This is a genomic window from Pseudomonas sp. NFACC43 (assembly GCF_900119645.1).
Taxonomy (GTDB): Bacteria; Pseudomonadota; Gammaproteobacteria; order Pseudomonadales; family Pseudomonadaceae; genus Aquipseudomonas.
On sequence record NZ_FPKK01000004.1, the window covers coordinates 209,820 to 223,086 of the forward strand.

Genomic DNA, 13,267 nt, shown 5'->3' on the forward strand with positions numbered 1-13,267 from the left:
TGTGGGAACGAGCCTGTTCACAAAGCGCGCAACCCGGTTTCCCGGGCCGGCCGATGACTTATTCCAGGGCCGCAGCCGGTCCGAAGAACTCGTAACGGCTCTGTCCGGCCGGCACACCCAGGTTCTTGAGGTGGCGCTTGACCGCCGCCATGAAGCCCTTGGGTCCGAGGAAGTAGGCGTCCAGATCCCGCTGTTCCGGCAACCACCTGGCCAGTTGTTCCTGGCTCAACAAGCCCACGTTGTCAGCCGCCGGGCTCGAACCGTCGTCTTCGTCATAGCAATAGAACCGCTTGAGTTGCAGGTGCCGACGGGCAAGGTCGTCGATCCAGTCGCGGAAAGCATGGACACGACCGTTGCGCGCACAGTGGATGAAATGCACCGGCCGTTCGGTTTGCAGCGCCGCCTGCAGCATCGCCAGGGTCGGCGTGATGCCGACGCCGCCGCTGATCAGCACCAGGGGCTTGTCGCTGGCGGTCAGGTAGAAATCCCCGGACGGCGGGAACAGCTGGATGCGGCTGCCGACAGGGAAGTCGTCGTGCAGGTAGTTCGACACCCGCCCACCGGCCTCGCGCTTGACACTGATCCGATACTGGCCGTTGTCGGCCAGGGCCGACAGCGAATAGTTGCGCCGTACCTCTTCACCGTCCAGCACCAGCTTCATACCGATGTACTGGCCCGGCTCGGCCACCAGGATCGGCCCCTTGTCCACGGGCTCGAAGTAGAACGAGGTGATCTCATCACTCTCCTGCACCCTGGCCGCCAGTATGAATTCACGCTCGCCCCGCCAGCCGCCCGGTGCCGCGGCTTTCTGGTCGTACATGCCGGCTTCGGCACCGATCAGGATATCGGCCAGCTGGTTATAGGCCGCGCCCCACGCGGCAATCACCTCGGGAGTGGCGATTTCCTCGCCCAGCACCTCGGCAATGGCCCGCAACAGACAGGCGCCAACGATCGGGTAATGCTCTGGCAGGATCTGCAAGGCCACATGCTTGTTGACGATTTTCGCCACCAGGTCACCCAACTGGTCGAGCTGGTCGATGTGCCGCGCATACATCAATACGCCATTGGCCAGGGCGCGGGGCTGGTCGCCGCTGGCCTGGTGAGCCTGGTTGAACAGGGGACGCACCTGGGGATATTCGGACAGCATCATGCGGTAGAAATGGGTAATGAGCGCTTCACCACCGCTTTCCAGCAATGGAACAGTGGAACGGATGATGGCGCGTTCTTCTTGGCTGAGCATTGGGTGACTCCATGCAAGGACTTGATAACAACTGCCTTGTCCTATCAGATTTCATGCCATGATTAATTTCGTTATTTTTCAATAACTTAAAATCAGAATAGTCATAAAGACACAAGACTCGATATAGTCTTTGGGACTACATGGAGTCTTTATGACCGCAACCTCTCTGCTGACAGCCTTGTTGCCACTGGTGGCGGACCTGTCCCGGGAACTGCCTGAAGGCGAGCGCTATCGCCGCCTGCTGGGAGCCCTGCGCGCCTTGTTGCCCTGCGACGCAGCCGCACTGTTGCGCCTGGACGGAGACTGCCTGGTGCCCCTGGCGGTGGACGGCTTGAGCACCGACACCTTGGGCCGACGCTTCCGGGTCAGCGAGCACCCGCGCTTCGAAGCGCTGCTGGCCAATCCGCACCCGACCCGGTTCGCCACCGACAGTGACCTGCCCGATCCGTACGACGGGCTGGTCGAAGGCCTCGACGATCATCTGGAAGTCCACGATTGCATGGGCTGTCCGCTGTTCGTCGATGAACGACCGTGGGGACTGCTGACCCTCGACTCACTGGATCCGGGCCGCTTCGAGCCGATCGACCTGAGCGCCTTGCAGGCCTTCGCCAGCCTCGCCGCCGCCACGGTCAGCGCGGCCGAACGCATCGAGCGCCTGGCCTTGAAAGCCGAAGACGAACACCGCCGCGCCGAGGTCTATCGCCAGGCCAGCGGCCATCAGCACCGGGACATGGTCGGCCAGAGCAAGGCCCATAAACGCCTGGTGGAAGAAATCAACCTGGTGGGCAGCAGCGACCTGACGGTACTGATCACCGGCGAAACCGGCGTCGGCAAGGAACTGGTCGCCCAGGCCATCCATGCCGCCTCGAAGCGCGCCGAGCAGCCGATGATCAGCCTCAACTGCGCCGCCCTGCCGGACACCCTGGTGGAAAGCGAACTCTTCGGTCACGTGCGCGGCGCCTTCACCGGGGCCACCGGTGATCGGCGTGGCAAGTTCGAACTGGCCGACGGTGGCACGCTGTTCCTCGATGAAGTGGGCGAGCTGTCCCTCACCGTCCAGGCCAAGCTGCTGCGAGTGCTGCAGAGCGGCCAGTTGCAGCGCCTGGGCTCGGACAAGGAACACCGGGTCGATGTGCGCCTGATCGCCGCCACCAACCGTGACCTCGCCGAGGAGGTGCGCAACGGTCGCTATCGGGCCGACTTCTATCATCGCCTGAGCGTCTACCCCCTGCAGGTACCGGCCCTGCGCGATCGCGGTCGCGATGTGCTGTTGCTCAGCGGCTTTTTCCTGGAGCAGAACCGTTCGCGCATGGGCCTTGGCAGCCTGCGCCTGAGCAGCGACGCCCAAGCCGCGCTGTTGGCCTATGACTGGCCAGGTAACGTGCGCGAACTGGAACACCTGATCGGTCGCAGCGCCCTCAAAGCCCTGGGCCGCTGCCCGGTGCGGCCGAAAATCCTCAGCCTCGGCGCCCAGGACCTGGATTTGCCCCAGACCGGCGAACCGCTTTCAGCCTCGGCCACGGCCAGCCCGACGCCCGCCACGGAACCGGCCACCGGAGATCTGCGCGAAGCGGTGGACGATTTCCAGCGCCGGTTGATCACCGCCAGCCTGGAGCGCCACCGGCACAACTGGGCCAGCGCCGCCCGGGAACTGGGCCTGGACCGCGCGAACCTGGGGCGGATGGCCCGGCGACTGGGGCTCAAGTAGCTCCCCTTCCCCCTGCTCGGACCCAGAACAAGAGTGGGCACCTTGTGGCCAGGGGATTTATTCCCTGGCCACAGATCAATCCCGCGTCACAGGATAAGCGTGCGCAGGCCGCTGACTTGAAATTGGCTGACGACAGCTTTCGTCCTAAAGCCTGCCCCCAACAAGTCGATAACCCAATATCAAAAGCTGTTTTGGCGATCTTCATGCTCGCCCCACCTTTTTACACAGAAGGTTTTTATGTCTTCCAACAAAGCCCGCGCAGATTCACTTTCGCTTCTGCTGTTTACCTTGCGCAGCGGCAAGCTGATGGCAATCAACCTGCTCAAGGTCAGTGAAATCATCCCCTGCCCGCCACTGACCAAACTGCCGGAGTCGCACCCCCATGTAAAAGGCATCGCGACCCTGCGTGGCACATCGCTGTCGGTGATTGACCTGAGCCGCGCCATTGGCGAGCGCCCCCTGGAAGATCCCGATGGCGGCTGCCTGATCGTCACCGATGTCAGCCGGTCCAAGCAGGGCCTGCATGTGCAGGCAGTGAGCAAGATCGTGCATTGCCTGACCACCGATATCAAACCGCCGCCCTACGGCTCCGGCGGCGTGCGGGCGTTCATCACCGGCGTGACGTCGGTGGACGGCACACTGGTGCAAGTACTGGATATCGAAAAAGTCATCCATGGCATCGCCCCGGCGCAGATCGAGACGGCGCCCACCGAATTGAGCATGGAAGACGCCGAGGTATTGGGTAACGCGCGGATCCTGGTGGTGGATGACAGCCAGGTCGCCCTGCAACAATCGGTGCACACCCTGCGTAACCTGGGCCTGCAATGCCACACCGCCCGCAGCGCCAAGGAAGCCATCGAGTGCCTGTTGGAACTGCAGGGCACCGCACAGGAAATCAACCTGATCGTCTCGGACATCGAGATGTCGGAAATGGACGGCTACGCCCTCACCCGGACCTTGCGCGAAACCCCGGACTTCGCCCATCTCTACGTGCTGCTGCACACCTCCCTCGACAGCGCCATGAACAGCGAGAAAGCCCGGCTGGCCGGTGCCAACGGCGTGCTCACCAAGTTCTCTTCGCCGGAACTGACCAAGTGCCTGATCACGGCGGCCAAAGCCGTTGCCGAACAAGGACGCTGAGGACAAAGACGTCGTTACCCGCTGATGGGCACCGCCTGTGGCGTGCCCCCGGACGGCCCCCCAGTCACGCCTGGAATCACGTCGCCGTGTCACGCGCTCGCCGTTGTGGGCTTATAGTGCAGGCTCCCCTGGCGCTCTGGAGTCGAACATGAACAGCACCGCACGAACCGCTCTTTACCTGGTCGCCCTGACCTCCCTTGCCTTTCACGCCCACGCCTCGAGCCCCAGCGCCTGGGCAGCTCATGACAAAGAGGTGCTTGCCAGTTGCCTGAAAGCCAGCGGCCTGAAGGACGCGGCGCCCGTGGGCAGCGCCGCGCAATTCGATGACCGGGTGGGCTACACCGCGCTGTTGCTGCAAGGCCACTATCCGCAGAAACACATGAAAGGCGCGAACGGCACCGAACTGTGCCTCTACCACAAGCAAGCCAAGGTCGCCTACGTCACCGAATGGGATTCGATTCGTCCAGCCATGACCTCGCACTGAGTGGCGCATAATTTGCTTTGCAGGGCTTGGCACGGCGTATTTCTGTCGCCGCTTTCAGCCTCGCATCCGGGCAATCGATGAACACGACATTTTCCTGCGTAGGGTGTGGCAAATGCTGCACCGATCACCACGTCCCCCTGACACTCGACGAGGCCCGAATGTGGGCTGATGACGGCGGCCAGGTGATCGTCCTGGTGGAAGCCTTCCTGCCCAATGGCCTGGGCCTGCCGGCGGGGCAACGCGAGCATGCCGAACGGCGTTCGGCGGTGGTTCGCACCGGCAGCACCGAAGCGTTCGTGGCGATCACCTTCGCCGCCTACAACGCTGGCCGTTGCAGGAACCTCGACGAAGAAAACCTGTGCCGCATCTATGAGCGCCGGCCATTGGTTTGCCGCATCTATCCCATGGAAATCAACCCGCACATTCCCCTCGACATCGCCGTCAAGGAATGCCCGCCGCAATCGTGGGAAACCGGACCGCAGTTGATCCTGGGAGGCGAACTGGTGGACCAGGAACTGGCACGGCTGATCGAGCGTTCGCGCCAGGCCGATCGCGACGAGATCCGGATCAAGGAGCGGGTCTGCGCTCGCCTGGGCATCCATGTCACCGCGCTCAAGGGCGACGGGTTCACCGCCTACCTGCCGGACATGGCGGCGTTCGCCTCGGCGATCGACCAGGTGCGCTCCCAGCCCCTGGAGCAACAGGCCAACGAGTGGCAGCTTCACCTGTCCGGTGCCGATGTGGCCGACCAGGTCCAGGCCAGCGGTGCATGCGTCGCCACGGAAACGCCGGCCAACTACGCCTTTATTTCGCTGCGGGCGGCATAGCGGCAGATCGTGACGAACCCTCCCGTGGGAGCGGCCTGGTCCGCTCTCACACGGTGTCTTCATGGCTTGCGATCACTTCCCCTCTCGCCTAACCCTCGGCAAGAATGTTAGCGTGCTTGGTATTCTCTGCCAGACGAGCCTTGCACGATGAAAAAAACCGTACTTGCCTTCAGCCGTATCACGCCCCAGATGGTCGAGCGCCTGCGACAGGATTTCGACGTGATCGTGCCCAACCCGTCGAACGGCGACATCAATGCCCAGTTCAACGAAGCCCTGCCCCAGGCGCACGGACTGATCGGCGTGGGACGCAAGCTTGGCCGCGAACAACTGCAAGACGCCGCGAACCTGCAAGTGGTGTCCAGTGTGTCGGTGGGCTACGACAACTACGACCTGGCCTACTTCAATGAGCGCGGGATCATGCTTACCAACACGCCCGACGTGCTCACCGAAAGCACCGCCGACCTGGCGTTCGCCCTGCTGATGAGCAGCGCCCGGCGCGTCGCCGAACTGGACGCCTGGACCAAGGCCGGTCAATGGCAGGCCACCGTCGGCCCGCAACTGTTCGGCAGCGATGTGCACGGCAAGACGCTGGGCATCGTCGGCATGGGCAACATCGGCGCGGCCATCGCCCGGCGTGGCCGCCTGGGCTTCAACATGCCGATCCTCTACAGCGGCAACAGCCGCAAGACCGAACTGGAAAACCAGTTGGGCGCGCAATTTCGCGAACTCGATCAGTTGCTGGCCGAAGCGGACTTCGTCTGCCTCGTGGTGCCCTTGAGCGAGAAGACCCGTCATCTGATCGGCCAGCGCGAACTGTCGCTGATGAAGCCGAGCGCCATCCTCGTCAACATCTCCCGCGGCCCCGTGGTGGATGAACCGGCGCTGATCGAAGCCTTGCAGAACAACCGCATCCGCGGCGCCGGGCTGGATGTCTACGAAAAAGAGCCCCTGGCCGAGTCGCCGCTGTTCCAGCTGAAAAACGCCGTGACCTTGCCCCACATCGGTTCCGCCACCCATGAAACCCGTGAAGCCATGGCCAACCTTGCGGTGGAGAACCTGCGAAGCGCCTTGATGGGCGAACGGCCCAAGAACCTGGTCAACCCGCAAGTCTGGAAATAAGACTCGCCGGGTATCATGAGCCCTGTGGCGAGGGAGTTTGCGCCCTCGCCACGGGATATTCGCCAGCCACTGCGCCTCAGCGCGCACCCAGCGCGACTTTCGCGGCCACCGGCCGCGGTTTGCGGAACACCAGCACGTTCCCCAGCATCACCAGCACCAGCCCGACCAACGCCGGTGCCGTCCATTGGTAGCCCTCGGCGAACGCCGAGACATTCAGCGCCACCACCGGAAACAGGACCGTGCAATACGCTGCCCGCTCCGGCCCCATGCGCCCCACCAGCGTCAGGTACGCGGTGAAGCCGATCACCGATCCCGGGATCACCAGGTACATCAACGAGCCGATATAACGAGTATTCCATTCCACCTCGAAGGGGATGTCGTTGAACAGGCACCACACAGCCAGCATCGCCGCGCCATAGGCCATCCCCCAGGCATTGGTCGTCAGCGGCTTGAGCCCGGCTTTCTGTTGCAGGCTCGACAGCATGTTGCCGGCCGAGAAACATAAGGTCCCCAGCAGCGCCAGCGCCAACCCGAGCGACGTCTGTGGGCTGGCCTGGTGGCCGGCCAGTTCCGGCCAGAACAGCAGCCCCAACCCCGCCAGCCCGAGGGCACCGCCCAACAGCACGTTACGCGCGATACGCTGGCCGAAGAACACGCGTGCGTTCAAGGCATTCCACAGCGTGGCGGTGGAGAACACCACGGCCACCAGGCCGCTGGGAATCCACTGGGTGGCGGTGAGGAAGCACATGAAGTTGATGCAGAACAGACACAGGCCCTGGGCCAGGCAAATCAGATGGCCACGGCGATTCATGACCTGCAGGCGCCGGCTGAGCAAGAGCATTGCGAACAGGATCAAGGCCGCGAGGCCGAAGCGATAGACAATCGACACCGCAATGGCGACGACGCCCAGTTGAAGTTTCAACGCGATCCAGGTGGTGCCCCAGATCAGTACGGTGAGCAAGTACAGCGAGAGGTTCATGACGGCGTCTCCTGACATTGGCCACCAGTGTCACGCCATGGGCCGACGGCCAGTTGCGTAAACTTGCGGTTTTGTCGGTGGGCGGGCTGGCAGGGAGCGGCCTACGGAGTAGGATGCAGGCTGGAGAGAACGAACATGTCCACACTGCAAACCCTGCAAGTCTTTCAAGCCCTCAACAGCTCGCCCAACGCTCGCCTGGAATACAGCGCCGAGCTGGGGGATGGCATGGCGGCCGCCTTGTGGAGCAATCATCACGACGCGCGGGACTACGAGGCACCGACCCACCACACACTGTCGTGCTACATCGCCGGCGGTACCGGTACCTTTCGCCGCGAACGCCCCGACACCACCGGGGCTCCCGACAAGCTCTGCGTCCTGCCGGCCGGCCATGAATCGGCCTGGGTCATCAACGGCGACATCCGCCTCGCCCACCTGTATTTCAGCCCCGAGCAATTCGCCCTCGGTTGTGTCACGTTGCTGGACCGCGAACCCCGGCAACTCCAACTGCACGAAGCGACCTTTCTCGACGACCCGCAACAAGCCCAGCGTTTTCGCCAGTTGATCGGCCTGGACTGGAACGAACCTGCCGAACGCCTGCTTTGCACCAGCCTGGCCCATGACCTGCTCGGTCATTTGCTGCTGAGCCAGGTCAGCCCGCGCCAGGGGCTACGCCTCAAGGGCGGGCTGGCCGCTCACCAGCGACGCTTGCTGGTGGACTACATCGACAGCCACCTGGCCGATGGCATCAGCCTCGGGCAACTGGCGGCATTGTGTACGCTGTCCGAATACCACTTTGCCCGGATGTTTCGCGAGAGCTTCGGGCTGCCCCCCCATCAATACGTGCTTGCGCGGCGTCTTGCCCGGGCGCGTCACCTGCTACGCACCACCTCACACCCCTTGGGCGATGTCGCCCTGGCCTGTGGGTTCGCCAGCGCCAGTCATTTCACCCACCGTTTCCGCCAGGCCCTGGCCGCCACGCCTGGAGAGTATCGACAGGCCTTCCTGCGCCAAACGCCCACGTGACCCGGTTCAACGAAAGAACCCGATACTCATCCCGATTGCCGTAGCCCCCGTCGCGCCACTACAATGCGAACAATTCTTGTTCTCTAACGTAGTCGATCGCTGTCGGAGTGTCCCCGTTGCCGCCCGCCCCCACCGTCGAAGTGCTTTATACCGCCCATCACAACTGGCTCAACGGCTGGCTGCGACGCAGGCTCGGCTGCCCCGACAGCGCCGCCGACCTGGCACAGGATACGTTCATTCGGGTACTGACCGCTCGCGATCCACAGCCGATCCTCGAACCGCGGGCCTTTCTCACCACCATCGCCAAACGCGTGCTGTTCAACCATTACCGCCGCCAGGACCTGGAGCGCGCCTACCTCGAGGCCGTGGCTCAATTGCCCGAGCAGGTGGCGCCGTCGGAGGAGGATCGGGCGATCATTCTGCAAACCCTGCTGGAACTCGATCAGTTGCTCGACGGCCTGCCGCGTGCGGTCAAGCGTGCCTTTTTGCTGGCCCAGGTCGATGGACTGACCTACAACGAAATCGCCCGCGAACTGGGCATCTCCCTGGCAACGGTCAAACGCCATTTGAACAAGGCAGCGATGCGCTGCTATTTCGCGCTGTGACCCCATGAACACGCCCCCCAACGTGAGCACACGCGTCGCCGAGCAGGCGGTCCACTGGTTACTGGAAATGCAGCAGGGGCCACTCACCCCACGTCAGCAACAGGCCTGGGAACAATGGCTCGACGCCCACAGCGAACATCGCCGCGCCTGGGAGCACATACAACGCGTCAACCAACGACTGCGCAGCGTGTCGTCCCCCTTGGCCCACGCCGCCCTCAATGCCCCCAAGCGCAGCACCCGGCGCCAGGCGCTCAAGCTGCTATCGATACTGGGCGCCGGTTCGGCCCTGGCCTGGGGCCTGCGCGAACGCCAGGTGCTGCCCCCGCTGCTGGCAGACTATCGCAGCCCGGTGGGCGAGCGTCGTCGCCTGACCCTGGATGACGGCAGCCAGTTGCAGCTCAACACTGGCAGCGCCGTGGACGTTCGCTTCGACGCCCAACGCCGCGTGATCCGCCTTCTGGAAGGGGAACTGCAGTTGGCCAGCGCCCGGGACCCTCGTCCGCTGCACATCGTGACCGCCCATGGCCTGCTGGACAGTCATGGCGCGCGGTTCAACGTCCGTGAGTTTGCCGACCACACCCAGGTGGCGGTGTTCGAAGGGCAAATGCAAGTCCATGACCGGCATGGCGCCTCACTCTTGTTGACGGCCTCGCGGCAAGTGGGCCTGGGCGTCAACGGCCCCGGCCCGGTCACGGCACTGGACGCCAACAGTGGTGCCTGGACCGAGGGCATGCTGGTGGCGTCCCACATGCGCCTGGCGGATTTCCTCGACGAACTCAGCCGCTACCGGCGCGGCCAGTTGCACTGTGACGAAGCGGTCGCCAACCTGCTGATTTCCGGAAGCTACCCACTGGACAACAGCGAACGCATCCTCGATCTGCTGGAAGTCAGCCTGCCGGTGACCGTGCGACGGTTTACCCGCTACTGGGTCAGCGTCGAAGCTCGCAGCTGAAACATGAGCATGACGAGAGCCGGGCATCGCCCATCGAACAAACCCGATTGCGCCCTGTTTAAAAAAATAATGTTCCGGTGAGCCGTTTTCGACACCTCGGGTGACAGAGAAGTAAAGCCACTTTGACGCAACCTTCTCAGGACCCTCCTTCATGCAGCCATTGCCTACCCGTCTCACCCCGATCACTCGCATCCTGCGCCGACTGCTGCTGGGAGCAAGCCTGGGCCTCGTTGCGTTACCGCCGGCGCAGGCAGCCGAACCCAAGGCCTACCACATCGCGCCGTCCTCGCTGGAAGAGGCCCTCAATCAGTTCGGTCGGGAAGCGGGGGTCTTGATTTCCTTCGGCTCGCAAGTGACCAGCGGGTTGAAAAGCCGCGGCCTGGAAGGCAGCTACAACCCCGAACAGGCCCTGGATGCGTTGCTTGAAGGTACGGGCCTGCAAGCCCGTCCCGAAGGCGACAACGCCTTCAGCCTGCAACCGGTCAGCGACGCGGCGCTGGACCTGGGGACCACCACCGTGGTGGGCGACTGGCTCGGCGATGCCGCGCAGGCCAACGTGTTCGAGCATCCCGGCGCCCGTGACGTCATCCGTCGCGAAACCTTCGAGCGGCAGGGCGCGACCCAGGCCCGCGATGTGCTCAATCGTATTCCCGGGGTCAACGCCCCCGAGAACAACGGCACTGGCAGCCACGATATGGCGCTGAACTTCGGCATCCGGGGCCTCAATCCACGCCTGGCCTCACGTTCCACGGTGCTGATGGACGGTATCCCGGTGCCCTTCGCCCCGTACGGCCAGCCGCAACTGTCGTTCGCCCCGGTCAGCATGGGAAACATGGACGCCGTGGATGTGGTGCGCGGTGGCGGTGCGGTGCGCTATGGCCCACAGAACGTCGGCGGCGTGGTCAACTTCGTGACTCGGGCCATTCCCGATGCACCGACGGTCAAGGGTGGCTTGCAGACCGAGACGAGCCCGTCCTCCAGCCACGACGGCTTCAAGACATCTTCCAACCTGTTGGCCGGCGGCACCGCCGCCAATGGCCTGGGCGGTGCGCTGCTGTATTCCGGAACCCGTGGTGGCGACTGGCGCGAACACAGCGACACGCAGATCGACGACCTGATCCTCAAAGGCAACTACCAGCTGGACGAAGCCAACAGTTTCAACGCCATGGCCCAGTACTACGAGGGTGAAGCCAATATGCCCGGCGGTCTGAATGTCGCCGACTACGATGCCGATCCGTACCAGTCCACTCGGCCGAACGACCGGTTCTGGGGCCGCCGAACATTGGTCAACTTCGGCTATCGCTACCAGCAAGACCGCCGGGAATTCACCGCCAGCACATTCTTCACCAAGACCTTGCGCAGCGGTTACCTGGATCAAGGCTCGTTCCTCTCCCTGTCGCCTCGCGAATATTGGGTGCGCGGCCTGGAAACCCGCTTCGCCCAGGGCTTCGACCTCGGCCCGACCCGCCACGAAGTCGGGGTCGGCTACCGTTACATCAATGAAGCCGGCCACGAGTTGCGCTATCGCACCCCTATCGCCAGCAACGAGTTGCCGACGACCGACAGCCGAAACGACCGAGACACCCGTGGCGGCACGCAAGCCAACGCGTTTTTCATCGATGACCGGATCGACATCGGCAAGTGGACCATCACGCCGGGTATTCGCTACGAGATGATCGAATCGCAGCAAACCAACAACCTGACGAACGTGAAGTACAAAGGCGACTACAACACCGCCCTCCCGGCGCTGAACGTGCTCTATCACCTGACCGACGATTGGAACCTGTACGCCAACACCGAAGGCTCCTTCGGCAGCGTGCAGTACAGCCAGATGCCCAACCGCGTCAGCAGCGGCGAAGTGAAGCCGGAGAAAGCCCGCACCTGGGAGATCGGCACACGCTATGACAATGGCAATCTGAAGGCAGAGATCGGCGCATTCCTGATCAACTTCGATAACCAGTATGAAAGCAACCAGACCAACGACTCGGTGATCGCCCGCGGCGAAACCCGTCACCAGGGCGTGGAAACCAGCATCAACTATGCCCTCGATGGCCTGAGCCCGGTGCTGGCCGGTTTCGATGTCTACGCCACCTACGCCTTCGTCGACGCCACGATCCGCGAAGACGGGCCGAACAAGGGCAACCGCGTGCCGTTTTCCTCGAAACACAAGGGCACCCTGGGGATCGGTTACACCGAAGGCCCATGGAAGCTCAACCTGGACAGTACCTACCAGAGTGCGCAGTTCGCCGACAACGCCAACACCCGCGCCGAAAGCGCTGATGGCAGCACCGGCAATATTCCCGGCTACATGCTCTTGAGCAGCCGTGCCGCCTACGACTTCGGCCCGCAGTTGTCGGACCTGAATGTCGCCGTGGGGGTGAAGAATATTTTCAATACCCAGTACTTCACCCGCTCCTTCGACGACAACAACCGGGGCAAGTACGTAGGGGAACCGCGCACGTTGTATGTGCAGACCTCCGTGGCATTCTGATCGGCACGCAACCCGCGTCCTGTCCATGACACCACAGAAAACGAAACGGGCCTGCAATTGCAGGCCCGTTTAGCAGGTCAGTGGGTTTGAATCAGGCTCAGCCGTTCAGGGCAGCCCGCTCGTTTTCCAGGAATTCTTCCTCCAGCATCGCGTCGGCCAGTGCCACGGACTCGGTCTTGACTGCCGCGGCGCGCTTGCCGCGCAGCTTGCCGAACAGATGTTCCAGGGCATTTTCAAGTTTGGTGGCCGCGCCTTCGATCGCCGCATCCAGCGAACCGGCCTTGTGCGTCACGGAGATCGGCTGATGGCCCTTTGGCCGAGCTTCGATCTGGCAGCGCATGTCATGGGGACCAGGCTTGTCGCCGTTCTCATCCCCCAGGTGGACCTCGACCCGAGTCAGGTCTTCTTCGTAACGTTCGAGCGTGCTTTCAATGGTTGTACGTACCCACTCCTCCAGTCGGATGCTGCTTTGAATATGGTTATCGCTGTTGACTTGGATTTGCATAGTTCATCCCTTATTTCGGCTAGCTCGCCAGGGGCCTGTCGACGTTGGCGTAACGGCCCCTTGAATACAGAGTCGGGCTGTGGGAGGAACAATTCAACCCCTGGAGAAAGATAAATATTCATTTGCAAATAAAGGCGGACAACACGCAAAAGCGCTGTTAAGGTCGGGAATTGCCCTGCCTCGCCTCCTCTGGC

Annotated in this window: 12 protein-coding genes; 9 read left to right on the top strand and 3 right to left on the bottom strand. The window is 62.9% G+C overall.

The genetic code is table 11. From position 1 onward, the window contains the following. Window positions 1-58: 58 nt before the first annotated feature. Complete coding sequence (hmpA, locus tag BT179_RS09630; protein ID WP_072430788.1) at window positions 59-1,240, bottom strand: NO-inducible flavohemoprotein; 1,182 nt, start codon at window positions 1,238-1,240, stop codon at window positions 59-61. Window positions 1,241-1,391: 151 nt separating this feature from the next. Between hmpA and norR the strand changes: the two genes are divergently transcribed. From norR to BT179_RS09655, 5 genes are all read left to right on the top strand, one after another. Beyond that, window positions 1,392-2,948 carry a nitric oxide reductase transcriptional regulator NorR gene (gene norR / locus BT179_RS09635; protein WP_072430787.1) on the top strand — a complete coding sequence of 519 codons (1,557 nt, stop codon included), beginning with the start codon at window positions 1,392-1,394 and terminating at the stop codon, window positions 2,946-2,948. Between the two features lie 237 nt (window positions 2,949-3,185). Next, window positions 3,186-4,088 (top strand): chemotaxis protein CheV, encoded by a 903-nt coding sequence (locus tag BT179_RS09640; RefSeq protein WP_072388262.1) that lies wholly within the window; start codon window positions 3,186-3,188, stop codon window positions 4,086-4,088. A gap of 148 nt (window positions 4,089-4,236) precedes the next feature. Then, a complete protein-coding gene (locus BT179_RS09645; protein WP_072430786.1) occupies window positions 4,237-4,572 on the top strand; it encodes a hypothetical protein in 336 nt (111 codons plus the stop codon). Between the two features lie 77 nt (window positions 4,573-4,649). Continuing rightward, window positions 4,650-5,399, top strand: coding sequence for a YkgJ family cysteine cluster protein (locus tag BT179_RS09650; RefSeq protein ID WP_072388747.1), 750 nt, complete (start codon window positions 4,650-4,652; stop codon window positions 5,397-5,399). A gap of 147 nt (window positions 5,400-5,546) precedes the next feature. Continuing rightward, window positions 5,547-6,518 carry a 2-hydroxyacid dehydrogenase gene (locus tag BT179_RS09655; protein WP_072388266.1) on the top strand — a complete coding sequence of 324 codons (972 nt, stop codon included), beginning with the start codon at window positions 5,547-5,549 and terminating at the stop codon, window positions 6,516-6,518. Window positions 6,519-6,594: 76 nt separating this feature from the next. On the opposite strand, the gene BT179_RS09660 is transcribed toward BT179_RS09655, so the two are convergent. Continuing rightward, complete coding sequence (locus BT179_RS09660; RefSeq protein ID WP_072430785.1) at window positions 6,595-7,497, bottom strand: DMT family transporter; 903 nt, start codon at window positions 7,495-7,497, stop codon at window positions 6,595-6,597. Between the two features lie 135 nt (window positions 7,498-7,632). Between BT179_RS09660 and BT179_RS09665 the strand changes: the two genes are divergently transcribed. From BT179_RS09665 to fecA, 4 genes are all read left to right on the top strand, one after another. Then, window positions 7,633-8,520, top strand: a complete 888-nt coding sequence (locus BT179_RS09665; protein WP_072388270.1) for an AraC family transcriptional regulator — start codon at window positions 7,633-7,635, stop codon at window positions 8,518-8,520. A 116-nt stretch (window positions 8,521-8,636) separates the two neighbouring features. Next, complete coding sequence (locus BT179_RS09670; RefSeq protein ID WP_072388272.1) at window positions 8,637-9,125, top strand: sigma-70 family RNA polymerase sigma factor; 489 nt, start codon at window positions 8,637-8,639, stop codon at window positions 9,123-9,125. 4 nt (window positions 9,126-9,129) lie between these two features. Then, the gene (locus BT179_RS09675; RefSeq protein ID WP_072388274.1) at window positions 9,130-10,077 is read left to right on the top strand and encodes a FecR domain-containing protein; all 948 of its coding nucleotides are present in this window, start codon (window positions 9,130-9,132) and stop codon (window positions 10,075-10,077) included. A gap of 151 nt (window positions 10,078-10,228) precedes the next feature. Then, window positions 10,229-12,568, top strand: coding sequence for a TonB-dependent Fe(3+) dicitrate receptor FecA (fecA, locus tag BT179_RS09680; RefSeq protein WP_072430784.1), 2,340 nt, complete (start codon window positions 10,229-10,231; stop codon window positions 12,566-12,568). Window positions 12,569-12,665: 97 nt separating this feature from the next. On the opposite strand, the gene BT179_RS09685 is transcribed toward fecA, so the two are convergent. Next, complete coding sequence (locus tag BT179_RS09685) at window positions 12,666-13,073, bottom strand: HPF/RaiA family ribosome-associated protein (protein WP_072388278.1); 408 nt, start codon at window positions 13,071-13,073, stop codon at window positions 12,666-12,668. Window positions 13,074-13,267 lie beyond the last annotated feature (194 nt).

What these genes read in the sequence shown, in the direction of transcription:
- hmpA (WP_072430788.1), bottom strand. Translation starts at nt 1,240, where the DNA reads ATGCTCAGCCAAGAAGAACGCGCCATCATCCGTTCCACTGTTCCATTG.
- norR (WP_072430787.1), top strand. Translation starts at nt 1,392, where the DNA reads ATGACCGCAACCTCTCTGCTGACAGCCTTGTTGCCACTGGTGGCGGAC.
- BT179_RS09640 (WP_072388262.1), top strand. Translation starts at nt 3,186, where the DNA reads ATGTCTTCCAACAAAGCCCGCGCAGATTCACTTTCGCTTCTGCTGTTT.
- BT179_RS09645 (WP_072430786.1), top strand. Translation starts at nt 4,237, where the DNA reads ATGAACAGCACCGCACGAACCGCTCTTTACCTGGTCGCCCTGACCTCC.
- BT179_RS09650 (WP_072388747.1), top strand. Translation starts at nt 4,650, where the DNA reads ATGAACACGACATTTTCCTGCGTAGGGTGTGGCAAATGCTGCACCGAT.
- BT179_RS09655 (WP_072388266.1), top strand. Translation starts at nt 5,547, where the DNA reads ATGAAAAAAACCGTACTTGCCTTCAGCCGTATCACGCCCCAGATGGTC.
- BT179_RS09660 (WP_072430785.1), bottom strand. Translation starts at nt 7,497, where the DNA reads ATGAACCTCTCGCTGTACTTGCTCACCGTACTGATCTGGGGCACCACC.
- BT179_RS09665 (WP_072388270.1), top strand. Translation starts at nt 7,633, where the DNA reads ATGTCCACACTGCAAACCCTGCAAGTCTTTCAAGCCCTCAACAGCTCG.
- BT179_RS09675 (WP_072388274.1), top strand. Translation starts at nt 9,130, where the DNA reads ATGAACACGCCCCCCAACGTGAGCACACGCGTCGCCGAGCAGGCGGTC.
- fecA (WP_072430784.1), top strand. Translation starts at nt 10,229, where the DNA reads ATGCAGCCATTGCCTACCCGTCTCACCCCGATCACTCGCATCCTGCGC.
- BT179_RS09685 (WP_072388278.1), bottom strand. Translation starts at nt 13,073, where the DNA reads ATGCAAATCCAAGTCAACAGCGATAACCATATTCAAAGCAGCATCCGA.